The organism is Streptomyces sp. NPDC048248 (assembly GCF_043201875.1).
Classification (GTDB): domain Bacteria; phylum Actinomycetota; class Actinomycetes; order Streptomycetales; family Streptomycetaceae; genus Streptomyces.
Window position 1 is genome coordinate 312,317 of record NZ_JBICZL010000006.1, and the last position, 22,424, is coordinate 334,740.

General features: G+C 69.5%; 18 protein-coding genes. 11 read left to right on the forward strand and 7 right to left on the reverse strand.

Annotated elements, in window-relative coordinates; translation table 11 throughout:
• Positions 1-58: 58 nt before the first annotated feature.
• From ngcE to ACGFZW_RS15010, 9 genes are all read left to right on the forward strand, one after another.
• Complete coding sequence (ngcE, locus tag ACGFZW_RS14970) at positions 59-1,495, forward strand: N-acetylglucosamine/diacetylchitobiose ABC transporter substrate-binding protein (RefSeq protein ID WP_393893512.1); 1,437 nt, start codon at positions 59-61, stop codon at positions 1,493-1,495.
• Positions 1,496-1,534: 39 nt separating this feature from the next.
• Complete coding sequence (locus tag ACGFZW_RS14975) at positions 1,535-2,458, forward strand: carbohydrate ABC transporter permease (protein ID WP_393893513.1); 924 nt, start codon at positions 1,535-1,537, stop codon at positions 2,456-2,458.
• A gap of 12 nt (positions 2,459-2,470) precedes the next feature.
• A complete protein-coding gene (locus ACGFZW_RS14980) occupies positions 2,471-3,400 on the forward strand; it encodes a carbohydrate ABC transporter permease (RefSeq protein ID WP_393893514.1) in 930 nt (309 codons plus the stop codon).
• Positions 3,401-3,715: 315 nt separating this feature from the next.
• On the forward strand, positions 3,716-4,915 hold the full coding sequence (locus tag ACGFZW_RS14985; protein ID WP_393893515.1) for an ROK family protein: 1,200 nt from the start codon (positions 3,716-3,718) through the stop codon (positions 4,913-4,915).
• Positions 4,916-5,055: 140 nt separating this feature from the next.
• Positions 5,056-6,150 (forward strand): substrate-binding domain-containing protein, encoded by a 1,095-nt coding sequence (locus tag ACGFZW_RS14990; protein ID WP_393893516.1) that lies wholly within the window; start codon positions 5,056-5,058, stop codon positions 6,148-6,150.
• A gap of 164 nt (positions 6,151-6,314) precedes the next feature.
• Entirely contained in the window at positions 6,315-7,115 is an 801-nt protein-coding gene (locus ACGFZW_RS14995) for an ATP-binding cassette domain-containing protein (RefSeq protein WP_393893517.1), read from the forward strand.
• Complete coding sequence (locus tag ACGFZW_RS15000) at positions 7,112-8,425, forward strand: sugar ABC transporter permease (RefSeq protein WP_393893518.1); 1,314 nt, start codon at positions 7,112-7,114, stop codon at positions 8,423-8,425. Before ACGFZW_RS14995 ends, ACGFZW_RS15000 begins: the two co-directional genes overlap by 4 nt.
• 247 nt (positions 8,426-8,672) lie before the next feature.
• On the forward strand, positions 8,673-10,625 hold the full coding sequence (gene dxs, locus ACGFZW_RS15005) for a 1-deoxy-D-xylulose-5-phosphate synthase (protein WP_393893519.1): 1,953 nt from the start codon (positions 8,673-8,675) through the stop codon (positions 10,623-10,625).
• Between the two features lie 195 nt (positions 10,626-10,820).
• Positions 10,821-12,347: an amino acid permease gene (locus tag ACGFZW_RS15010; protein ID WP_393893520.1), complete on the forward strand. Its 1,527-nt coding sequence runs from the start codon at positions 10,821-10,823 to the stop codon at positions 12,345-12,347.
• Positions 12,348-12,507: 160 nt separating this feature from the next.
• Here ACGFZW_RS15010 and ACGFZW_RS15015 read toward each other — a convergent pair whose 3' ends face one another.
• The 4 genes from ACGFZW_RS15015 to ACGFZW_RS15030 all read right to left on the reverse strand — a co-directional run bounded on the left by ACGFZW_RS15015 (position 12,508) and on the right by ACGFZW_RS15030 (position 17,183).
• Positions 12,508-12,723 carry a hypothetical protein gene (locus ACGFZW_RS15015; protein ID WP_393893521.1) on the reverse strand — a complete coding sequence of 72 codons (216 nt, stop codon included), beginning with the start codon at positions 12,721-12,723 and terminating at the stop codon, positions 12,508-12,510.
• 550 nt (positions 12,724-13,273) lie between these two features.
• Positions 13,274-13,693 carry an NTP pyrophosphohydrolase gene (locus ACGFZW_RS15020; RefSeq protein WP_393893522.1) on the reverse strand — a complete coding sequence of 140 codons (420 nt, stop codon included), beginning with the start codon at positions 13,691-13,693 and terminating at the stop codon, positions 13,274-13,276.
• Between the two features lie 146 nt (positions 13,694-13,839).
• A complete protein-coding gene (locus ACGFZW_RS15025) occupies positions 13,840-15,969 on the reverse strand; it encodes a 3-hydroxyacyl-CoA dehydrogenase NAD-binding domain-containing protein (protein WP_393893523.1) in 2,130 nt (709 codons plus the stop codon).
• Positions 15,966-17,183 (reverse strand): thiolase family protein, encoded by a 1,218-nt coding sequence (locus ACGFZW_RS15030; RefSeq protein ID WP_393893524.1) that lies wholly within the window; start codon positions 17,181-17,183, stop codon positions 15,966-15,968. Before ACGFZW_RS15030 ends, ACGFZW_RS15025 begins: the two co-directional genes overlap by 4 nt.
• Positions 17,184-17,427: 244 nt before the next feature.
• On the opposite strand from ACGFZW_RS15030, the gene ACGFZW_RS15035 reads away from it, so the two are divergent.
• Complete coding sequence (locus ACGFZW_RS15035) at positions 17,428-18,159, forward strand: PepSY domain-containing protein (protein WP_393893525.1); 732 nt, start codon at positions 17,428-17,430, stop codon at positions 18,157-18,159.
• 42 nt (positions 18,160-18,201) lie between these two features.
• Here ACGFZW_RS15035 and ACGFZW_RS15040 read toward each other — a convergent pair whose 3' ends face one another.
• The 3 genes from ACGFZW_RS15040 to ACGFZW_RS15050 form a co-directional block, all read right to left on the reverse strand.
• Entirely contained in the window at positions 18,202-19,485 is a 1,284-nt protein-coding gene (locus ACGFZW_RS15040; protein WP_393893526.1) for an HRDC domain-containing protein, read from the reverse strand.
• Between the two features lie 78 nt (positions 19,486-19,563).
• Positions 19,564-20,226, reverse strand: a complete 663-nt coding sequence (locus ACGFZW_RS15045) for a response regulator transcription factor (protein ID WP_016573641.1) — start codon at positions 20,224-20,226, stop codon at positions 19,564-19,566.
• Positions 20,227-20,559: 333 nt separating this feature from the next.
• The gene (locus ACGFZW_RS15050; protein WP_393893527.1) at positions 20,560-21,213 is read right to left on the reverse strand and encodes a DUF3000 domain-containing protein; all 654 of its coding nucleotides are present in this window, start codon (positions 21,211-21,213) and stop codon (positions 20,560-20,562) included.
• Positions 21,214-21,371: 158 nt separating this feature from the next.
• Here ACGFZW_RS15050 and hemE point away from each other — a divergent pair, with 158 nt between their 5' ends.
• Entirely contained in the window at positions 21,372-22,421 is a 1,050-nt protein-coding gene (gene hemE / locus ACGFZW_RS15055; RefSeq protein ID WP_393893682.1) for a uroporphyrinogen decarboxylase, read from the forward strand.
• Positions 22,422-22,424 lie beyond the last annotated feature (3 nt).

Genomic DNA, 22,424 nt, shown 5'->3' on the forward strand with positions numbered 1-22,424 from the left:
CGGTGCCGGGGTGGCTCCGGTACACCGCCTGAGTCCTGAAGAAGGCGAGGACTTGAGCATGGGATCCACCTCAGAATTCAACCGTCGTGATCTGGTCAAGCGTGCCGCGGCCCTGGGAATCGTCGCCGTACCGGCGATGAGCGCGCTTTCCGCGTGTGCCACCGGAGGTGGTGGGGGCGGCGAGACCGACGGGACCAAGAACAAGGGCGCGACATCCGCCAAGAACCCTCTCGGCGCGAAGAAGGGCGCGCCGCTGGAGGCGTTCATCTTCAAGGGCGGTCTGGGTGACCAATACGCCAAGGACGCCGAGGCCGACTACAACAAGACGTACGGCGTCACCATCAAGCACACCGGTACCCAGCAGGTCGGCCCGAAGCTCCAGCCGCGCTTCGCCGGCGGAAATCCGCCGGATCTCATCGACAACTCCGGCTCCGACCACCTGGACATGAACAAGCTGTCCTCCCAGGGCCAGTTGCAGGATCTGGCACCGCTGCTCGACGCCCCGTCGCTGGACGACCCGAAGAAGAAGGTCCGCGACCTGCTCTACCCGAGCACCCTGGAAAAGGGCAAGCACAAGGACACCTTTGATGTCCTTTATTACGCGTTCACCGTGTACGGAACGTGGTATTCCAGCAAGCTCCTCAAGGACAAGGGCTGGGAATATCCCACCTCGTTCGACGACATGATCAAGCTCTGTGCCGAGATCAAGAAGTCGGGCATCGCGCCCTGGACCTACCCGGGCAAGTATCCGTACTACGTGCACTTCAACGTCTTTCCGCAGATCGCCAAGATCGGCGGACTGGACAAGTGGATCGCGATCGACAACCTGGAGCCGAAGGCCTGGACGTCGAACGACGCCGTCAAGCAGGTCATCGAGCACTACGAGGAGCTGGCCGCCAAGGGCTACTTCCTCCAGGGCAGCCAGGGCCTGACGCACATCCAGTCCCAGACCGCCTGGACGCGGGGCAAGGCCGCCTTCATCCCCAACGGCTCCTGGGTGGAGAACGAGTCCGCGCCGACCACGCCGGACGGGTTCGGGATGTCCGTCGGCCCGCTCTTCGACGGCGGCAGCGGCGACAAGATGCCGCACGGCACGCTGCGCGCGGAACCCAGCGAGCCGTTCATCGTCGCCAAGGGCGGAAAGAACCCGATCGGCGGCATGGAGCTGCTGCGCATCCTGCTCTCCGAGAAGCACGCGCAGAACTTCGCCACGAAGGTCAAGTCCCTCACCTCGGTCCAGGGTGCGACCGATGGGATGAAACTCTCGCCGGGTCTGTCCTCCGCTGCCCAGGCGGTGAAGGACGGTGGCGAGAATCTGCTGATGATTCAGCTGCAGGAGTGGTATCCCAAGCTGACCGACGAGAAGCTGGGCGGCCTCACCAGTCAGCTTCTGACCGGTGACATGAAGGCCGCGGAGTGGATCAAGAAGGCTCAGCAGTACGCGGACGAATTCGCCAAGGACGACTCCGTCACCAAGTTCCACCGCGGTTCCTGACCATGCACCACCGCTGACGAGGGAGGGCCGGGGAGCGCAATGCAACACGGCAAGTACCGATTCATCGTGGGGTTCCTGGCCCTGCCTCTGCTGATCTACGCGATCTTCGTGATCTCACCGTTCGTCCAGGCGTTCCAGATCTCGACGACGGAGTGGAGCGGCCTGCGGGGCGCCGCCGAGAGCATCGGCCTGGACAACTACGACAAGCTGCTGCACAGCGACGAGTTCTGGAACGCGCTCCGGCACAACGTCGTCATGCTCGTGCTGGTGCCCATCGCCACGCTCGCCCTGGGGCTCTTTTTCGCCTTCATGCTCAATGTCGGCGGCCGGGCCCGGCGCGGCGCCGTCATCACCGGCGTACGCGGGGCGTCCTTCTACAAATTCGTCTACTTCTTCCCGCAGGTCATCTCCATCACCATCATCTCGGTGATCTGGTTCAACATCTACAATCCGGATCCGCATGACGGCATGCTCAACTCGCTGCTCGGATCCGTCGGTCTCGATTCCCTCCAGAGCTCCTGGCTGGGCGAGCGGAGCATCGCCCTCGCCTGCATCATGGTCGTGATGGTCTGGGCGAATGTCGGCTTCTATGTCGTGCTGTTCTCCGCCGCCATGGCCTCCATTCCGCGGGAGATCTACGAAGCGTCGCTGCTGGACGGCGCCAACCGCTTCCACGCCTTCTTCCGGATCACCCTGCCGCTGCTGTGGGACACCGTGCAGACGGGCTGGGTCTACATGGGCATCATCGCCATGGACGCCTTCGCCCTGGTGCAGATCATGTCGGTCAACATGGGCGGCCCGGACGGCGCGACGGACGTCGTCCCGCTCCGGCTGTACCAAACCGCTTTCCGCGACAGCCAGTTCGGCTACGCGGCGGCCATGGGTGTCGCCATGCTCGTCGTGACCCTGCTGTTCGCCGTGCTCACGATGCGCTTCGCGCGACGTGAGCGGATCGAGTTCTAGGGGGACGGGCGCATGACGACGGAAACCGATGCGGTCGAGAACCTGCCGGCCCTCACCGGCCGGCGGTTGGAAGAGCACCGGCGCGCCAAGCGGTCGCGCAAGCGCGCCGAGGGCGGCGTGCTGAACGTCTTCTCGCACGGCATGCTGATCGTGTGGGCGCTGATGGTGGGCCTGCCGCTGGTCTGGGTGCTGTGGAGCTCCTTCAAGAGCAGCGGCGACATCCTCACCACACCCTGGTCGCTGCCGGACACCCTGCACTTCGAGAACTGGGCCAACGCCTGGAACAAGGCCAAGATCGGCAGCTTCTTCCTCAACACCCTGATCGTGGTGGGCGGATCGGTCATCGGGACGATGGTGCTCGGCTCGATGGCGGGCTACGTCCTGGCGCGGTTCGAGTTCCCGGGCAACAGGTTCATCTACTACCTGTTCGTCGCCGGAATGTCCTTCCCGGTGTTCATGCTGGTCATCCCGCTGTTCTTCGTGATGCGGGACTTCCCCGGCGTGCCGCTGCTGGCGACCTACCAGGGCCTGATCATGGTCTACATCGCCTACTCGCTGCCCTTCACGGTCTTCTTCATGACGTCCTTCTTCCGGACCCTGCCGACCTCGGTGGCGGAGGCGGCCATGATCGACGGCGCCTCGCACGTCCGGACGTTCTTCCAGGTGATGCTCCCGATGGCCAAGCCCGGCCTGATCAGCATCGGGATCTTCAACTTCCTGGGGCAGTGGAACCAGTACCTGCTGCCGATGGTCCTCAACCAGGACGAGGACAAGTACGTACTGACCCAGGGCCTGGCGAACATCGCGCTGCAACAGGGCTACGAGGGCGACTGGGGCGGCCTGATGGCCGGCATGATGATCGCGATGCTGCCGGTGCTCATCGTGTACTTCATCTTCCAGCGTCAGGTGCAGGCGGGGCTGACGGCCGGCGCGCTGAAGTAGCCCCCACGCCGATGGACGGCGATTTCACGCCACAAGGGCGGTTCCGCGACGGCGGGACCGCCCTCCGGCACGTCCCGCTCACGCTGGGTGGGCACGGGCGCACAGGCCGGGCAGCGGCTTCACATATGAGCTGCCTTCCGATCATGCTTCGCTCAACACCTTGACGGGACTTCCGTGCTGGCGTTCTGCTTAGGGTTCACATGTTGAAATCGAAGCCGCCCCCCGAGGACGTGGGTGCGGCCGGCGGGCGGTCGTCGTACCTCCCCAGCCACGGCTGGGAGGTACCCCCAGCCCCAGATGGGAGTGGATGAGCCGATGGAGACTCCGGGGTCACAGTCTTCGCTGCACCGGGCCAACCTGGAGCGGGTCGTGCGCGCGGTGCGCATGGCGGGCTCGCTCACGCAGGCGGAGATCGCCCGGAGCACGGGGCTGTCCGCGGCGACGGTCTCCAACATCGTTCGCGAATTGAAGGACGGCGGGACCGTCGAGGTCACCCCGACGTCCGCGGGCGGCCGGCGGGCGCGCAGCGTCTCGCTGTCCGGGGACGCGGGCATCGTGGTGGGCGTCGACTTCGGCCACTCCCACCTGCGGGTCGCGGTCGGCAACCTCGCCCACCAGGTGCTGGCCGAGGAGGCCGAGCCGATCGATGTGGACGCCTCCGCCGCGGAAGGGTTCGACCGGGCGGAGCAGCTGGTCAGCAGGCTGGTGGAGTCCACCGGCATCGCCCCCGGCAAGGTGATCGGTGTCGGCCTCGGCGTCCCCGGCCCCATCGACGTCGAATCCGGCACCCTCGGCTCGACGGCGATCCTGCCGGGCTGGTCCGGCACGAACCCCAGCCAGGCGCTGTCGGAGCGGCTCGGGGTGCCCGTCTACGTCGACAACGACGCCAACCTCGGCGCGCTCGGCGAGCTGGTCTGGGGCGGCGGCCGTGGCGCCGCCGACCTCGCCTACATCAAGGTCGCCAGCGGTGTCGGCGCCGGCCTGGTGATCAGCGGGCAGATCTACCGCGGGCCGGGCGGCACGGCGGGCGAGATCGGGCACATCACGCTGGACGAGGCGGGCCCGGTGTGCCGCTGCGGCAACCGCGGGTGTCTGGAGACCTTCACCGCGGCCCGGTACGTCCTGCCGCTGCTCCAGCCGAGCCACGGGCCGGACCTGACCATGGCGCGGGTGGTGCAGCTGGCTCGCGAGGGCGACCCGGGCTGCCGACGAGTGATCGCGGACGTAGGCCGTCATATCGGTAGTGGCGTGGCGAATCTGTGCAATCTCCTCAATCCGAGCAGGGTGGTGCTCGGCGGTGACCTGGCAGAGGCGGGCGAGCTGGTGCTCGCGCCCATCCGGGAGTCGGTGTCGCGCTACGCGATCCCCAGCGCCGCACGGCAGTTGGGCATCGTCCCCGGCACGCTCGGGGGGCGTGCCGAGGTGCTGGGCGCGCTGGCGCTGGTGCTGAGCGAGATGGGGGATTCCTCCCTCCTCGACGGTGTGCAGGCCGCCGAGGCCCCCGCCATCGCCTGATCCGCTCTGAGTTCATACAGCTAACGCATGGCACCGTTGTCATCTCGTTAAGGATTTACTCCTTGACGGTGGGCTGGCGGCCGAGTTGACTTCCAGCCACCTCGGCCGCAACGACGCGGCCTCGTCAGGGAGGCAACCCAATGAACCTTTGGACGCGTCGCGTCGTCATAGGCACAGCCGCCGTATCGATGGCCCTCTCCGTGGCCGCCTGCGGCAAGGCCGGCGACGGCGACACGGCGGGTGGCGGCGACAACAAGACCATCGGCCTTCTGCTGCCGGAGAACAAGACCACGCGTTACGAGACCTTCGACCGCCCGCTGATGGAGGCGAAGATCAAGGAGCTGTGCAGCGACTGCACGGTGAAGTACAACAACGCGGCGCAGGAGACCGAGACCCAGAAGAAGCAGTTCGACGCGCTGATCACCCAGGGCGTCAAGGTGATCATTCTGGACGCCGTCGACTACAAGGCCACCAAGTCCTGGGTCAACCAGGCCGCCAAGAAGGGCGTCAAGGTCGTCGCGTACGACCGGCTGGCCGAGGGTGAGATCTCCGCCTACGTGTCCTACGACAACGAGAAGATCGGCCGTCTGCAGGGCGAGGCACTGGTCAAGTCGCTCGGCGACAAGGCCAAGGACAGCAATGTCGTCATGATCAACGGCTCGCCGACCGACCCGAACATGCCGTTCTTCAAGAAGGGCGCCCACAGCGTCCTCGACAAGCAGGTCAAGAAGATCGCGTACGAGCAGGACATCCCCGACTGGTCGCCGGACGAGGCCAACCGGAAGATGGGCGCGGCCCTCGACTCGCTCGGCAAGGACGGCTTCCAGGGCGTCTACTCCGGCAATGACGGCATGGCCGGCGGCATCATCACCGCGCTCAAGCAGAAGGGCGTCGAGGTCCCGGTCGGCGGCCAGGACGCCGAGCTCGCGGGCCTGCAGCGGATCCTCAAGGGCGACCAGGCGTTCACGATCTACAAGCAGATCAAGCCGCAGGCCGACTCCACGGCCGAGATCGCGGTCAAGCTGCTCAAGGGCGAGAAGATCGGCTCCCTGACGGACACCAAGGTCGACAGCCTCAGCGGTGAGGTCAAGGGCATTCCCGCCAAGCTGTACGACGCGCAGATCGTGACCAAGGACAACATCACGGACACGATCATCAAGGACAAGGTCTACAAGGCGAGCCAGATCTGCTCGGCGGACCTCAAGGCGGCCTGCGAGGCGGCCGGCATCAAGTAAGCACCCCGGCTCCGTGGGGCCGCGCGGCACAGCCCGCGGCCCCGCGCCCCCGGTCCGGTGCCGCCCGAGCCCTTCCCGCTCCGGCCGGCACCCACCGCACCTCGCAAAACACCCCCTCTGCTCCACGCAGCACCATCCCCGCCGTTGCCACGGCGGCGAAGGAGATGATTCACGTGTCCGCTACGCCTGTGCTGGCGTTGCGCGGAATCTCCAAGCGGTTCGGCGCCGTCCAAGCACTCACGGACGTCACCCTGGAGATCCACCCCGGCGAGGTGGTCGCCCTGGTCGGCGACAACGGCGCCGGCAAGTCCACGCTCGTCAAGACCATCTCGGGTGTGCACCCGGTCGACGACGGCGCCATCGAGTGGGAGGGCGCGGCGGTCCGGATCAACAAGCCGCACGACGCTCAGGAACTCGGCGTCGCCACCGTCTACCAGGACCTCGCGCTCTGCGACAACCTCGATGTCGTCGCCAACCTCTACCTCGGCAACGAGATCCGCACCGCCGGCGTCCTGGACGAGATCGCGATGGAGAAGCGCGCCAAGGAGCTGCTGGACACCCTGTCCATCCGCATCCCCAGCGTCCGCATCCCCGTCGCCGCGCTCTCCGGTGGCCAGCGGCAGGTCGTCGCCATCGCCCGCGCGCTGATCGGCGACCCGAAGGTCGTCATCCTCGACGAGCCCACCGCCGCTCTCGGCGTCGAGCAGACCGCGCAGGTCCTCGACCTCGTCGAACGGCTGCGCGAGCGGAACCTCGGCGTCATCCTCATCAGCCACAACATGGCCGACGTGCAGGCCGTCGCCGACCGCGTCGCGGTGCTCCGCCTCGGACGCAACAACGGCGTCTTCGACGTCGAGGGCACCTCGCACGAGACGGTCATCGCCGCCATCACCGGCGCCTCCGACAACGCCGTCACCCGCCGCAAGGCGCGCACGGACCACGTGAAGAAGGAGGCCAGCGCATGAGCGACCTCACCAAGCAGCCCGCGGCCGGCGAGGACGCGGCGGCCCCGGCCGCCGCACCGGCCGCCGTCGACACGCCCCAGCCCGCAGCCGTCGACCCGCGTCTGCTCGTCCGCGAGCAGGGCTTCGCCGGCTACCTCGGCGACTTCAAGCGCCGGGTGCGCGGTGGTGAGCTGGGCTCGCTCCCGGTCGTCATCGGGCTGCTCGTCATCGCCGTCGTCTTCCAGCTGAAGAACAGCAGCTTCCTGTCCGCCGACAGCCTCGCGAACATCGGCGTCTACACCTCCGGCCTCGGCATCATGGCCGTCGGCATCGTCTTCGTCCTGCTGCTCGGCGAGATCGACCTGTCGGTCGGCTCGGTGGCCGGCGTCGGCGCCGCCGTCTGGGCGGTGCTCAGCGTCACCAACGGCGTCAACGACTGGCTCGCGGTACTGATCGCCATCACCGCCGGCATCGCCATCGGCGCCCTGCACGGCTTCTTCTTCGCCAAGGTCGGCGTCCCGGCGTTCGTCGTCACGCTCGCCGGTTTCCTCGGCTGGAGCGGCCTGCAGATCTGGATGATGGGCAAGGAAGGCTCCATCAACACACCCACCGGCAGCGTGGTGGAGAACCTCACCGGCTACTACTTCGAGGACAAGGCCGCCGCGTACGGTCTCGCGCTGATCGCCGTCCTCGCCTATGCCGGGTCGCTGCTGCTGGACGCCAAGCGCCGCAGGACCGCGGTGCTGCCGTCCCGCCCGCTCAGCGAGATCCTGCTGCGCACCGGCGTCGTCGCGCTGCTCGCCTTCGCCGTCGCCTACGTCCTCAACGAGCCGCAGGGCGCCCGCGGCCTGCCGCTGGCACTGGTGCTCTTCCTCGCGGTCCTGGTCCTCGCCGACTTCGTGGTGCGCCGCACCGCCTACGGACGGCAGATCTTCGCGGTCGGCGGCAACGCCGAGGCGGCCCGGCGCGCCGGTATCAACGTCAACAAGATCCGCATCACGGTGTTCGCCGTCTCCGGCATGCTCGCCGCCTTCGGCGGACTGTTCATCGCCAGCCTCTCCGGTGGCGCCACCAAGAACCTGGGCTCCGGCAACACCCTGATGAACGTCATCGCGGCGGCCGTCATCGGTGGCACCAGCCTCTTCGGCGGCCGCGGCAAGATCTGGTCCGCGCTGCTGGGCATGCTGGTCATCCAGTCCATCCAGCAGGGCCTGAACCTGCTCGGCATGGCCAGCGAGATCCAGTACATGATCACCGGTGCGGTGCTGCTCGCCGCCGTCGTGATCGACTCGGTCTCCCGGCGGACCCAGAAAACGGCCGGAAGAACATGATCCAGGGGCCGCTCCCGCGGCCCCTCCCGGCCCCGTCCGGCCGGCCAGGCCCTCACCAGGCACGATCTGGTGGGGGCCGGCGCCTTTTGCGCAGCGTGCGCCGTGCGAGCGCGTCACCCGAGTGACATACATCGCAAGGCCCGGCCACCGGCGCAGCGGGCGGAACATTAGACTCGACTGATCGGCAAGCTCGACCAGCTCGGACCCGACCAGGTTCGAACACGCTCGACAGCACAAGGAGGCACGGGTGGCGCTGCTGACCCGCATCGAGGGACCGCGCGATCTGGACCGGCTCGGACCCGACCAGCTCGAGCAGCTGGCGGGGGAGATCCGTACCTTCCTCGTCGACGCGGTCGCCAAGACCGGCGGACACCTCGGGCCGAATCTGGGTGTGGTCGAGCTGACCATCGCCCTGCACCGTGTCTTCCACTCCCCGCAGGACCGGGTCCTCTTCGACACCGGTCACCAGTCGTATGTGCACAAGCTGCTCACGGGGCGTCAGGACTTCTCGAAGCTGCGGGCGAAGGGCGGACTGTCCGGCTACCCGTCGCGGGCGGAGTCCGAGCACGACGTCATCGAGAACAGTCATGCCTCGACGGTGCTGGGCTGGGCCGACGGTCTGGCCAAGGCCAACCAGGTGCGCGGCAAGGACGACCATGTCGTGGCGGTGATCGGTGACGGTGCGCTGACCGGCGGTATGGCCTGGGAGGCGCTGAACAACATCGCCGTCGCCAAGGACCGCCCGCTCGTCATCGTTGTCAACGACAACGAGCGCTCCTACGCGCCGACCATCGGCGGTCTGGCCGACCACCTCGCCACGCTGCGCACCACGGACGGCTATGAGCGTTTCCTGGCCCGTGGCAAGGACATCCTGGAGCGCACCCCGGTCGTCGGCAAGCCGCTCTACGAGACGCTGCACGGCGCCAAGAAGGGGCTGAAGGACTTCATCGCCCCGCAGGGGATGTTCGAGGACCTCGGGTTGAAGTACGTCGGTCCGATCGACGGTCACGACCTGGAGGCGCTGGAGTCCGCGTTGCAGCGCGCCAAGCGCTTCGGCGGCCCGGTCATCGTGCACTGCCTCACCGAGAAGGGCCGCGGCTACAAGCCGGCCGAGCAGGACGAGGCGGACCGCTTCCACGGCATCGGCGTCATCCACCCCGACACCGGCCTGCCGGTCGCGGCCTCCGGTGCGGACTGGACGTCCGTCTTCGGCGAGGAGATGGTCAAGCTCGGCCGTGAGCGCGACGACATCGTGGCGATCACCGCCGCCATGCTGCAGCCGGTCGGCCTCCAGAAGTTCGCCACCGCCTTCCCCGAGCGCGTCTACGACGTCGGTATCGCCGAGCAGCACGGCGCGGTCTCCGCGGCGGGTCTGGCGACGGGCGGACTGCACCCGGTCTTCGCCCTGTACGCGACCTTCCTCAACCGCGCCTTCGACCAGGTCCTGATGGACGTGGCGCTGCACAAGTGCGGCGTGACCTTCGTCCTGGACCGCTCCGGTGTCACCGGCACCGACGGCGCCTCCCACAACGGCATGTGGGACATGTCGCTCCTCCAGGTCGTGCCCGGCCTGCGGATCGCCGCGCCGCGCGACGCCGACCAGGTCCGCGCCCAGCTGCGCGAGGCCGTCGAGGTCGATGACGCGCCGACCGTGGTGCGCTACTCCAAGGGCGCCGTCGGCCCGGCAGTCGAGGCGGTCGGACGGGTGGGCGGCATGGACGTGCTGCGCGCTCCCGCCGCCGCGGTCACCCGGCCCGACGTCCTGCTGGTGTCGGTCGGCGCGCTCGCCCCGATGTGCCTGGAGATCGCCGACCTGCTCGACAAGCAGGGCATCTCCACCACCGTCGTCGACCCCCGCTGGGTCAAGCCGGTCGACGCGGAGCTGCCCGGCCTCGCCGCCAAGCACCGCGTGGTCGTCACCGTCGAGGACAACATCCGCAGCGGCGGCGTCGGTTCGGCCGTCGCCCAGTCACTGCGGGACGCCGGTGTGGACCTCCCGCTGCGCGACTTCGGCATCCCCGAGCGCTTCCTCGACCACGCCTCCCGCAAGGAGGTCATGGCCGAGATCGGGCTCACCGCGCCGGACATCGCCCGTCAGGTGACCGGCCTGGTCGCGAAGATCGACGGCCGCTACGAGGACAGCGCGGACTCCGTGGGGACCAAGGACGAGGCGCAGCCGGCCGAGGTCGCCCGCGACTGACCTCACGACTGCCGCACGGGGCCGGCCGGTCATCCGAAAGGGTGTTCCGGCCGGCCCTTCGGCATACCCACGGCCGCGCCCTATCGGGTGAATCACCGCCGCCCGAGGGCCCGCCGGAGCTGGCTGCTTCGCGCCATTACGGAGACTCGGTCAGTTCAGGAGAATTGCGAGGGTCGTCCAGGCGGAGGTTCGCCCATGAGCACAGAGCACGGCACACAGCCCGATTCGCGCCGCAGTCACGGCATGTTCCGCACGAAGACCGTGGAGCAGTCGATCCAGGACACCGAAGAGCCGGAGCACGCGCTCAAGAAATCCCTCTCGGCGCTCGATCTGACCGTCTTCGGAGTCGGTGTCGTCATCGGCACCGGCATTTTTGTCCTCACCGGAAAAATCGCCAAGGAGCAGGCCGGGCCCGCCGTGGCCCTCTCCTTCGTTGTCGCGGGTGTCGTCTGTGCGCTCGCCGCGCTGTGCTACGCGGAATTCGCCTCCACCGTCCCGGTGGCCGGTTCGGCCTACACCTTCTCCTATGCCTCGCTCGGTGAACTGCCGGCCTGGATCATCGGCTGGGACCTGATCCTGGAACTGGCGCTGGGGTGCGCGGTGGTCGCCGTCGGGTGGTCGGGCTATGTGCGCTCGCTGCTGGACACCGCGGGGGTGCAGCTGCCCGCCGGGCTGTCCGGCACCCATGAGGGGGAGTTCGGCTTCGATCTGCTCGCCTGCGTCCTCGTCCTGCTGCTGACCGTCATCCTCGTGCTGGGGATGAAGCTGTCCTCGCGGGTGACCGCGGTGGTCGTCGGCATCAAGGTCACCGTCGTCCTGCTGGTCATCGTCGCCGGGGCCTTCCTCATCACCGGCTCCAACTACGAGCCCTTCGTCCCGCCGAGCAAGCCCACCGAGGGCGGCGGCGGACTGGCGGCGCCGCTCGTCCAGGTGATGTTCGGCTTCACCCCGGCCGACTTCGGCACGATGGGCATCTTCGCCGCGGCGGCCGTGGTCTTCTTCGCCTTCATCGGCTTCGACATCGTGGCCACCGCCGCGGAGGAGACGCGCAACCCGCAGCGCGATGTCCCGCGCGGCATCCTCGGCTCGCTCGCGATCTGCACTTTCCTCTACGTCGCCGTCTCGGTCGTCGTCACCGGCATGCAGAAGTACAGCAAGCTCTCCACCGACGCCCCGCTCGCCGATGCCTTCAAGGACCTCGGACACCCCTTCTTCGCGGGGCTGATCAGCTTCGGCGCGGCCGTCGGTCTGACCTCGGTGTGCATGATCCTGCTGCTCGGCCAGAGCCGGGTGTTCTTCGCGATGAGCCGGGACGGTCTGCTGCCGCGGGTCTTCTCCCGCGTCCACCCGAGCTTCGGCACCCCCTACCGGTCAACCCTCCTGCTGGGCGGTGTCGTCGCCGTCGTGGCCGGCTTCACCTCCATCGACGAACTCGCCGAACTGGTCAACATCGGCACCCTGTTCGCGTTCGTGGTCGTCGCCATCGGCGTGGTGCTGCTGCGCCGCTCACGCCCCGACCTGCCGCGGTCCTTCCGCACCCCGCTCGTGCCGTTGGTCCCGGCGCTGTCCGTCCTCGCCTCACTGTGGCTGATGATCAATCTGCCTGCCGAGACCTGGGTGCGGTTCGCGATCTGGATGGGGATCGGCTTCGTCGTCTACTTCGTGTACGGGCGCTCGCACAGCCGCCTCGGCATCCGGGGGCGGCAGAACCGGAAGATGTGACACCGCCACCCGTCGCGCCACGGGTCGCCGCCGTGGAACGGGCGAACCCCGGAACCTGAGGGTTCCGGGGTTCGAGGTGTCCGGCCGGCTCACCGGTGCGCGTCGGCGACGGTGGGCCGTATCAGGCCGGCGGCCGCGACGCAGGTCGCGGCGGTCGCTGTCAGACGCCGGAGGCGTGCACCGCGACGAGGCCGGAGACGTGCGCCTGGCCGGGGGCGAGGGAGACCTGCGCACCGAGGGTGGCGTCGATGTTCAGACCGGCGGCGTGGATCTGCGCACCGGCGCCGGCACCGGCGGCGAGGCCACCGGCAATGTTGTCCAGCTCGCTGTCGGAAATCTCGGCGGTGGCGATCGCGGAGGTGACGTCGTTACGCATGGGGGCCTTCCTTGTGATGCGGTGAGGTGAAGGAAAAAAAGTCATGCCGGCCGGGTGGAGGGAAAAAGAATCCGACCGGTGCAGCGGGCGTCCGGCTCCCGAAATCGGGAGCCAAAATTGACGACTCGCACACTCGTAGGATGCAATCACGCCGACGGACCGCCCGGCAACTTGCCGTCCCGTTTTTTCCGGTACGCGCTTTGAGATCACAATTGCTCTGACGTGCAGCTTTACCGGTCCGATACGGACGAACCCCCAGGGGGCACACCTCCTGGACAACCCGCACGCAATAGTGCGGCAAAGCCTGTCCGAGGGATATCTGTATTTACCGTTCGATCGGTCTTCAGTTGTGGCCCGGGCGCGGGATGACATGAGATGTCGGCATCTTCTGCTTTTCCGCGTGCCGCACGCGTATCGAATGTGCAGAACCGGTGAAAACAATGGGCGTGCGGCGAAAACCCGGGGCATGTCTGAGCGCGGAAGGGGCGTAGGGAAGAACCGGAGGGATGGTGCTCATGCCGGGCTCCGCGACCCCGCGTAGCCGCCCCTGTCAGCCCCGGGAAGCCTGCCCGCCGCCCTGCCCGCCGTCGCGCCGGCCCCACACCGCACGCGGCCCCGCCACCCGGGCCCCCAGCGCCTCGACACGCTCCCGCAGCCCACGGTCCGCGGTGACCACGAGACACGCCCGCTCGCCGCCGCCCTCCTCGGCGACCAGTTCCACGATCCGGTCGTCGCCGCTGCCGCTCGCGGACTCCACCCGCACGCCGTCGACGGACGCCACGCCGCGCGCCGCGCCCTCCACCACGAGGACGATTTCCACCGGCGGCTCGACGATTCCGGGCAGCCCGCCGGCGACGTACTGCCGCAGTGCGTCACGCAGCCGCTCCGCCGCGCCGTGCCGGTCCCGCCACCAACCGTCGGGCACCGAGCCGACCACGTTCGCGGCATCGACAATGACCAAGGAATCCATGGCGCCACCCTCCCACGCCGTTCTGCCGCGGCGTCCTGACACGAAGGACCGGCCCCCCGGAGCGCCCCGCACAGCCCCCGGACGCACGGATGCGCGGGCCGGCTCCGCCGAGCCGGCCCGCGCATCCTTCCGTCAGCTGCGCGCGCTTACGCGGGCACGCTCGCGACGCCCGGCTCCAGGAACCGCTTGCCGGTCACCCGCTCGGAGACACCCGCGCGGTCCAGGTACGGCGTGATGCCGCCCAGGTGGAAGGGCCAGCCGGCGCCGGTGATCAGGCACAGGTCGATGTCCTGCGCCTCGGCGACGACACCCTCGTCCAGCATCAGGCCGATCTCCTGCGCGACGGCGTCCAGGACGCGGTCGCGGACCTGCTCCTCGGTCAGGACCGAGTCGCCCTGCTCGAGGAGGGCGGCGACCTCCGGGTCCAGCTCCGGCTTCCCGGAGTCGTAGACGTAGAAGCCACGCTTGCCGGCCTTGACGACGGCGGCGAGGTTCGGCGAGACGGTGAAGCGGTCCGGGAAGGCGCGGTTGAGCGTCTCCGAGACGTGCAGGCCGATCGCCGGGCCGACCAGCTCCAGCAGCACCAGCGGCGACATCGGCAGACCGAGCGGCTCGATGGCCTTCTCGGCGACGTCGACCGGGGTGCCCTCGTCGATGACGTTCTGGATCTCGCCCATGAAGCGGGTCAGGATGCGGTTGACGACGAACGCGGGGGCGTCCTTCGTCAGCACGGCCGTCTTCTTCAGGGACTTGGCGACCGAGAAGGCGGTGGCCAGCGACGCGTCGTCGGTCTTCTCCGCCCGCACGATCTCCAGCAGCGGCAGAATCGCGACCGGGTTGAAGAAGTGGAAGCCCACGACCCGCTCGGGGTGCTGGAGCTTCGACGCCATCTCGGTGACCGACAGCGAGGAGGTGTTGGTGGCGAGGATGGCGTGCTCCGGCACGACCGCCTCGACCTCGGCGAACACCTTCTGCTTGACGCCCATCTCCTCGAAGACGGCCTCGATGACGAAGTCCGCGTCGCCGAAGGCGGTGGCCTTGTCGAGGTGACCGGAGACCAGGCCCTTGAGGCGGTTGGCCTTGTCCTGGTTCACCCGGCCCTTGAGCAGCAGCTTGTCGATCTCGCCGTGGACGTACTCCACGCCCTTGTCGATCCGGGCCTGGTCGATGTCGGTGAGAACGACCGGGACCTCCAGGCGGCGCGCGAACAGCAGCGCCAGCTGGGAAGCCATCAGACCGGCGCCGACGACGCCCACCTTGGTGACCGGGCGGGCCAGCTTCTTGTCCGGGGCACCGGCAGGACGCTTGGCGCGCTTCTGCACCAGGTTGAAGGCGTAGATGCCGCTGCGCAGCTCGCCACCCATGATCAGGTCCGCGAGGGCCTGGTCCTCGGCGTCGAAGCCCTGCTGGAGGTCGCCGTTCCTGGCGGCCTCGATGATCTCCAGCGCGCGGTAGGCGGCCGGGGCCGCACCGTGCACCTTGCCGTCGGCGACGGCCTTGCCGCGCGCCACGGCGTCGTCCCAGGCCGCCCCGCGGTCGATCTCGGGCCGTACGACCTCGGTGTCGCCCTTGAGGACGGACGCGGTCCAGATCAGCGACTGCTCCAGGAAGTCCGCACCCTCGAAGAGCGCGTCGGCGATCCCGAGTTCGAAGACCTGCTTGCCCTTGAGCTGCTTGTTCTGGTTCAGCGAGTTCTCGATGATGACCGAGACCGCGCGGTCCGCGCCGATCAGGTTCGGCAGCAGGACGCAGCCGCCCCAGCCCGGGACCAGACCGAGGAAGACCTCGGGCAGCGAGAAGGCCGGCAGGGCCTTGGAGACGGTGCGGTAGGTGCAGTGCAGACCGACCTCGACGCCACCGCCCATCGCCGCGCCGTTGTAGTAGGCGAAGGTCGGTACGGCCAGGCCGGAAAGACGCTTGAAGACGTCGTGGCCGCCCTTGCCGATGGCCAGCGCGTCGTCGTGCTGCTTGAGCAGCTCGACGCCCTTGAGGTCGGCGCCGACCGCGAAGATGAACGGCTTGCCGGTGATGCCGACACCGACGATGGTGCCGTCCGCGGCCTCCTTCTCGACCTGGTCGACGGCGACGTTGAGGTTCGCCAGCGACTGGGGCCCGAAGGTGGTCGGCTTGGTGTGGTCCAGGCCGTTGTCCAGCGTGATGAGCGCGAACTTGCCCGCGCCCTGGGGCAGGTCGAGGTGGCGCACGTGCGCCTGCGTCACGACCTCGTCGGGGAACAGCTCTGCCGCACCCTTCAACAGCTCAGCGGTAGTACTCACTTGTTCCCCTCGAAGTGCGGGTTCTCCCAGATGACCGTTCCACCCATGCCGAAGCCGACACACATGGAGGTAATGCCGTAGCGGACGTTCGGCTGCTCCTCGAACTGCCGGGCCAGCTGCGTCATCAGACGGACGCCGGACGAGGCCAGCGGGTGGCCGAAGGCGATCGCGCCGCCGTACTGGTTGACACGCGGGTCGTCGTCCGCGATGCCGTAGTGGTCCAGGAGCGAGAGCACCTGCACCGCGAAGGCCTCGTTGATCTCGAACAGGCCGATGTCGTCGATCGTCAGACCGGCCTTGGCCAGCGCCTTCTCGGTCGCCGGGACCGGGCCGATGCCCATGACCTCGGGCTCGACGCCGGCGAAGGCGAAGTCCACCAGGCGCATCTTGACCGGCAGGTCCAGCTCGCGCGCCACGTCCTCGGCGGCGATCAGCGAGGCGGTCGCGCCGTCGTTGAGGCCGGCGGCGTTGCCCGCGGTGACCCGGCCGTGCGGACGGAACGGGGTCTTGAGGCCCGCGAGGTTCTCCAGGGTCGTGCCCGGACGCATCGGCTCGTCGGCGGTGGCCAGGCCCCAGCCGGTCTCGCCGGCCTCGGCGTTGGTACGGCGCACCGAGATCGGCACCAGGTCGGCCTGGATCTTGCCGTTGGCGTACGCCTTGGCGGCCTTCTCCTGGCTGCGCACGGCGTACTCGTCGGCGCGCTGCTTGGTGAGGTGCGGCAGGCGGTCGTGGAGGTTCTCCGCCGTCATGCCCATGAACAGGGCCGACTGGTCGACGAGCTTCTCCGACACGAAGCGCGGGTTGGGGTCGACGCCTTCGCCCATGGGGTGGCGCCCCATGTGCTCGACACCGCCGGCGAGGGCGACGTCGTACGCGCCGAACGCCACGCCACCGGCCATGCTCGTCACGGCGGTCATCGCGCCGGCGCACATGCGGTCGATGGAGAAGCCGGGGACCGACTGCGGCAGACCCGCGAGGATTCCGGCGGTGCGGCCCAGGGTCAGGCCCTGGTCACCGATCTGGGTGGTCGCGGCGATGGCGACCTCGTCGATCTTCGCGGGGTCCAGGGCCGGGTTGCGGCGCAGCAGCTCCCGGATGGCCTTCACGACGAGATCGTCGGCGCGGGTCTCGTGGTAGATGCCCTTGGGGCCCGCCTTGCCGAACGGGGTGCGGACGCCGTCGACGAAGACGACGTCCCTAGCGGTACGAGGCACGTTGGCTCTCCTCCAGGTGCGGGATGGCACTGCTGCGGGGCGCCCCGGGGGACGCTTCACACCCCACATGCTACTTACGGGTAACCAAGCTGCACACCCCCACCGCCCGGAGCGGCGAACGTCACACCGGGAGGAGGCGGAAAGTGCGGCCCGGGACCCGTGCGGGCGCGGCCGTCACCGGGGCGCACGAAGGCACGTCCGACGGGTACTCAGAATCTACTCATATTGGACTTAGAGTGCCCATATGTGTGCGAAGAGAATTGGCACCGCGGGAGCGTGCCGCCGCCCGGCGGCGCCCCGCGCGCTCGGCGTGGTCATCGCCGTCGCCGCCGCGGGGGCGCTGCTGGCGGGCTGTGCGGACGAGGACAGCGGCGTCGCGGACGGCGCCACGAAGAGCAGTGCGGCGGGGTCGCCGGCGCCGAGAGCGCCGTCGTCCCCCTCCGCCCCGGCGTCCCCTTCCGCCCCGGCCTCCCCGGGCGGCGGGCTCACCGAGGACCAGGCCGAGCGCAGGGCCCTCGTGCCGCAGGCCAAGGTGACCTACGAGCAGGCCCTGACGGCCGCGATCGCGGCCGTCCCGGCCACCGAGCCGGTCTCCGCCGAACTCGAGGGCGCCCCGGGCGGCGGCGCGGCCTGGGAGACGGAGGTGGCGACGGCCGACGGCACCGCCCACACCGTCCGCGTCGACGCGGCCACCGGAAAGGCGGACCCGCCGCGTGCCGAGCCCGATCAGGACGCGGAGGACAAGCGGGAGCTGGCCGGCCGGCTCGGCAGGTCCACGGTGACCGCGCAGCAGGCCGTACGGACCGCCTCCGCCAGGCAACGGGGGACCGTCAGCTCCGTCGAACTCGGCGGCTTCGGCAACGGCACGCTCTCCTGGGCCGTCGACATCGTCACCCAGGACAACTGGAACAAGACGACGTACGACATCGGCGCGACCGACGGCAAGATCCTGCGCAAGCACGTCGACCGCGACTGAGCGGCGCCCGGCCCGGGGCCGGGCCGGGCGCCACGGGCGGTGTCAGTCGTCGCCGTCGGTGTCCGTCAGCAGCGCGGCGGTGAGGAGCGGCGCGACCTTCTCGATCTGCCAGGGGCGTGCGCCGTGCCCGGCCAGCACCTCGGCGACCGTCTCCTGCGTCGGTTGCGCCGGCGGCTCCCAGCACAGCCTGCGGACGGTGTCCGGCGTGATCAAGTTCTCCTGCGGGAGATTCAGGCTCTCGGCGAGCGCGGTCACCGCGGAGCGCGCGGCCGAGAGCCGGGCCGCGGCGGCCGGGTCCTTGTCGGCCCAGGAGCGGGGCGGCGGCGGGCCGTTGAGCGGCTGGCCCGGCTGCGGCAGCTCGTTGTCGGGCAGGCTCCGCGCGCGGTCGACGGCGGCCTGCCACTGCTCCAGCTGGCGGCGGCCCATACGGTGGCCGAAGCCGGGCAGGGCGGCCAGGGCGTGGGTGTTCGGCGGCAGATTCAGCGCCGCCTCCACGATCGCGCCGTCGCCGAGCACCTTGCCGGGGGAGACGTCCCGGCGCTGGGCGACCAGGTCGCGGGCCGTCCACAGCTCACGGACGACCGCCATCTGGCGACGCCTGCGCACCTTGTGCATGCCCGAGGTGCGGCGCCAGGGGTCCTTGCGGGGCGGGGCAGGGGGAGCGGCGGCGATCGCGGCGAACTCCTGACGTGCCCATTCCAGCTTGCCCTGCTGCTCCAGCTCCTCCTCCAGCGCGTCGCGCAGGTCCACCAGCAGTTCGACGTCGAGTGCGGCGTAGCGCAGCCACGGCTCGGGCAGCGGCCGGGTGGACCAGTCGACGGCGGAGTGGCCCTTCTCCAGGGCGAAGCCGAGGACGTTCTCGACCATCGCGCCCAGGCCGACCCGGGCGAAGCCGGCCAGCCGGCCGGCGAGCTCGGTGTCGAACAGGCGGGTGGGGACCATCCCTATGTCGCGCAGACACGGGAGGTCCTGGGTGGCGGCGTGCAGGACCCACTCGGCGTCCTCGATGGCATCGCCGAGCGACGAGAGGTCGGGGCAGCCGACCGGGTCGATCAGTGCGCTGCCGGCGCCCTCGCGGCGCAGCTGTACGAGGTAGGCCCGCTGGCCGTAGCGGTAGCCGGAGGCGCGTTCCGCGTCGACGGCGACGGGTCCCGTGCCGGCCGCGAAGGCGGCCACGACCTCGGCGAGCGCCTCATCGGTGGCGACCACCGGGGGGATGCCTTCGCGTGGCTCCAACAGCGGTACCGGCGCCGGTCGGGGATCCGGAGGCGAGTCTCCGGCTGCTCGCAGTGTCGTGTCTGCTGCGGTCTTTTGGGCGTCGGTCACCAGTCAAGGGTATCTGTGTATGCACGTCGCCCGTCGAGGGAACGATCCCTCGACGGGCGAGACGTGCGGCTGACGGGCTCAGTGAATGATGCCGGTGCGCAGTGCGACCGCCACCATTCCCGCCCGGTCACCGGTTCCGAGCTTGCGTGCGATGCGGGCGAGGTGGCTCTTGACGGTCAGCGCGGACAGTCCCATCGAGACGCCGATCGCCTTGTTGGACTGGCCCTCCGCCACCAGCCGCAGCACCTCGACCTCGCGGCCCGACAGCTCGCGGTAGCCACCGGGGTGCCCGGGGGCGCCCGGAGGCCGACGCTGCATACGGGCGGCATTGGCGCCGATGGGTGCGGCGCCGGGCCGGCCGGGAAGGCCGAGGTTGGTGCGGGTGCCGGTGACGACGTAGCCCTTGACGCCGCCCGCGAGGGCATTGCGCACGGCGCCGATGTCGTCGGCGGCGGACAGGGCGAGGCCGTTGGGCCAGCCGGCGGCCCGCGTCTCGGAGAGGAGAGTGAGGCCGGAGCCGTCTGGAAGGTGGACGTCGGCAACGCAGATATCGCGCGGGTTGCCGACGCGGGGACGGGCCTCCGCGATGGACGACGCCTCGATCACGTCACGCACTCCGAGCGCCCACAGGTGGCGGGTGACGGTGGAGCGAACGCGAGGGTCGGCCACGACGACCATGGCCGTCGGCTTGTTCGGGCGGTAGGCGACCAGGCTCGAAGGTTGCTCGAGGAGAACAGACACCGGGCCTCCTGGGGGGAGTGGCGGGGGGCACGGAAGCGGGAAGCCGACGGGGGCGTCGGAATGATCCGTGTTTGAAGGGTCACTGACCTCTTCGGCAGCAATCCAGCGGGACTTTAGAGTTTGATCACGATTTAGTTAGGGGCAATTCGGGCAAATCGGATGCTTGCTCGATCCTAAGGGAGTGTCGGGCCCGCCGGAGCCGTGCGGGCGGCGGCCCGTTCCCTGCGGCCCGGACCGCGAGGACGATCACGATGCCGGGAGGACGCCCCGGGCATGCGGAACGGCCGGGCCCGCCGCGACGTGCGGCGGGGCCCGGCCGTTGGGGAAAGGCGCTCAGCGTGCCTGTGGACCGCGGCGCTGCGGCATCGGGACGACCCCGCCGCGCGCCGTGTCGAGCGAGGCCGGCGGCAGCCCTGCGACCTGGCACAGCAGATCGCACCAGGCCGACAGGTGCGCCGCCATGTCCGGCACTCCGCCCGGTCCCTCGGTCGGTGTCCACGAGGCCCTGATCTCGATCCGCGTGGCGGGCTCCCGCGCGGACAGCCCGCCGAAGTAGTGCGAGCCGGCCCGCGTCACCGTGCCGCTCGGCTCGCCGTAGCGCACCCCGCGGGCTTCCAGCGCGCCGGTGAGCCAGGACCACGACACTTCGGGGAGCAGCGGGTCGGATCCCATCTCCGGCTCCAGTTCCGCCCGCGTCAGCGTCACCACCCGGAAGGTGCCCTGCCAGGCGTCGTGCCCCTCGGGCTGGTGGAGCAGCACCAGCCGGCCGTCCGCCAGGTCCTTGTCCTCGCCGTCCGGGCCGGTGCCGGGTTCGACGACCGCGGCCTCCAGCGCGTACGCGAAGGGGGCGAGTCTCTTGGGCGGGGGAGTCGGGTCGATCTCGATCTCCGGCCGCAGTCGTGCAGCCCGTAGCGCCTCGACCGCCTGACGGAAGGGGATCGGGGTCTCGTCCGCGCTGTCCGCGAGGTGTTCTTGAGCCGCAGCCATGCCCGGAAGAGTAGGGGGAACGAGGCCGCCATACGGGGAGGACACCCGATGCGCGCGTCGCCCATTCGGAGGTGTCCTCGGGCACGTGCGAAGATTTGGGCGTGAGCGCCAACGACCTTCCCCAGAGCCTCCACTCGGATCGAGCAGGGGAGACCCCCATCACGGGCCAGCAGCAGAGCGGAACGTACGACTCGGCATTCCTCAGGGCATGCCGCCGCGAGCCGGTGCCGCACACGCCGGTGTGGTTCATGCGCCAGGCCGGGCGCTCACTGCCGGAGTACCGCAAGGTCCGCGAGGGCATCGCGATGCTCGACTCGTGCATGCGGCCCGACCTGGTCACCGAGATCACCCTGCAGCCGGTCCGCCGGCACGGCGTCGACGCGGCGATCTACTTCAGCGACATCGTCGTGCCGCTCAAGGCCATCGGCATCGACCTCGACATCAAGCCCGGCATCGGCCCGGTCGTCGAGAACCCGATCCGCACCCGCGCGGACCTGGAGCAGCTGCGCCTCCTGGAGCCCGGTGACGTCGACTACGTCACCGAGGCCATCGGCATGCTCGTCCGCGAGCTGGGCGCCACCCCCCTCATCGGATTCGCCGGTGCTCCCTTCACGCTCGCGAGCTACCTCGTCGAGGGCGGCCCGTCCCGCAACCACGAGCGCACCAAGGCGCTCATGTACGGCGACCCGCAGCTGTGGGCCGACCTCCTGGACCGGCTCGCCGACATCACCGCCGCCTTCCTCAAGGTGCAGATCGAGGCCGGGGCGAGCGCCGTCCAGCTCTTCGACTCCTGGGTCGGGGCGCTCTCGCCCGCCGACTACCAGCGCTCCGTGATGCCCGCCTCCGCCAAGGTCTTCGACGCGGTCGCCGGTTACGGCGTGCCGCGCATCCACTTCGGCGTGGGCACCGGCGAGCTGCTGGGCCTGATGGGCGAGGCGGGCGCGGATGTCGTCGGAGCCGACTGGCGGGTCCCGATGGACGAGGCCGCGCGCCGGGTCGGCCCCGGCAAGGCGCTCCAGGGCAACATCGACCCGGCTGTGCTCTTCGCCCCCCGGGAGGCCGTGGAGGCCAAGGCCCGCGAGGTGCTGGACGCCGCGGCGGGTCTTGAGGGCCACATCTTCAACCTCGGCCACGGCGTGCTGCCCAGCACCGACCCGGAGACGCTGACCCGCCTCGTCGAGTACGTCCACACCCAGACGGCGCGCTGAGCG

Excerpts from the sequence above, each read along its gene's own strand:
- ngcE (WP_393893512.1), top strand. The coding sequence starts at position 59 with ATGGGATCCACCTCAGAATTCAACCGTCGTGATCTGGTCAAGCGTGCC.
- ACGFZW_RS14975 (WP_393893513.1), top strand. The coding sequence starts at position 1,535 with ATGCAACACGGCAAGTACCGATTCATCGTGGGGTTCCTGGCCCTGCCT.
- ACGFZW_RS14980 (WP_393893514.1), top strand. The coding sequence starts at position 2,471 with ATGACGACGGAAACCGATGCGGTCGAGAACCTGCCGGCCCTCACCGGC.
- ACGFZW_RS14985 (WP_393893515.1), top strand. The coding sequence starts at position 3,716 with ATGGAGACTCCGGGGTCACAGTCTTCGCTGCACCGGGCCAACCTGGAG.
- ACGFZW_RS14990 (WP_393893516.1), top strand. The coding sequence starts at position 5,056 with ATGAACCTTTGGACGCGTCGCGTCGTCATAGGCACAGCCGCCGTATCG.
- ACGFZW_RS14995 (WP_393893517.1), top strand. The coding sequence starts at position 6,315 with ATGATTCACGTGTCCGCTACGCCTGTGCTGGCGTTGCGCGGAATCTCC.
- ACGFZW_RS15000 (WP_393893518.1), top strand. The coding sequence starts at position 7,112 with ATGAGCGACCTCACCAAGCAGCCCGCGGCCGGCGAGGACGCGGCGGCC.
- ACGFZW_RS15010 (WP_393893520.1), top strand. The coding sequence starts at position 10,821 with ATGAGCACAGAGCACGGCACACAGCCCGATTCGCGCCGCAGTCACGGC.
- ACGFZW_RS15015 (WP_393893521.1), bottom strand. The coding sequence starts at position 12,723 with ATGCGTAACGACGTCACCTCCGCGATCGCCACCGCCGAGATTTCCGAC.
- ACGFZW_RS15020 (WP_393893522.1), bottom strand. The coding sequence starts at position 13,693 with ATGGATTCCTTGGTCATTGTCGATGCCGCGAACGTGGTCGGCTCGGTG.
- ACGFZW_RS15035 (WP_393893525.1), top strand. The coding sequence starts at position 17,428 with ATGTGTGCGAAGAGAATTGGCACCGCGGGAGCGTGCCGCCGCCCGGCG.
- ACGFZW_RS15050 (WP_393893527.1), bottom strand. The coding sequence starts at position 21,213 with ATGGCTGCGGCTCAAGAACACCTCGCGGACAGCGCGGACGAGACCCCG.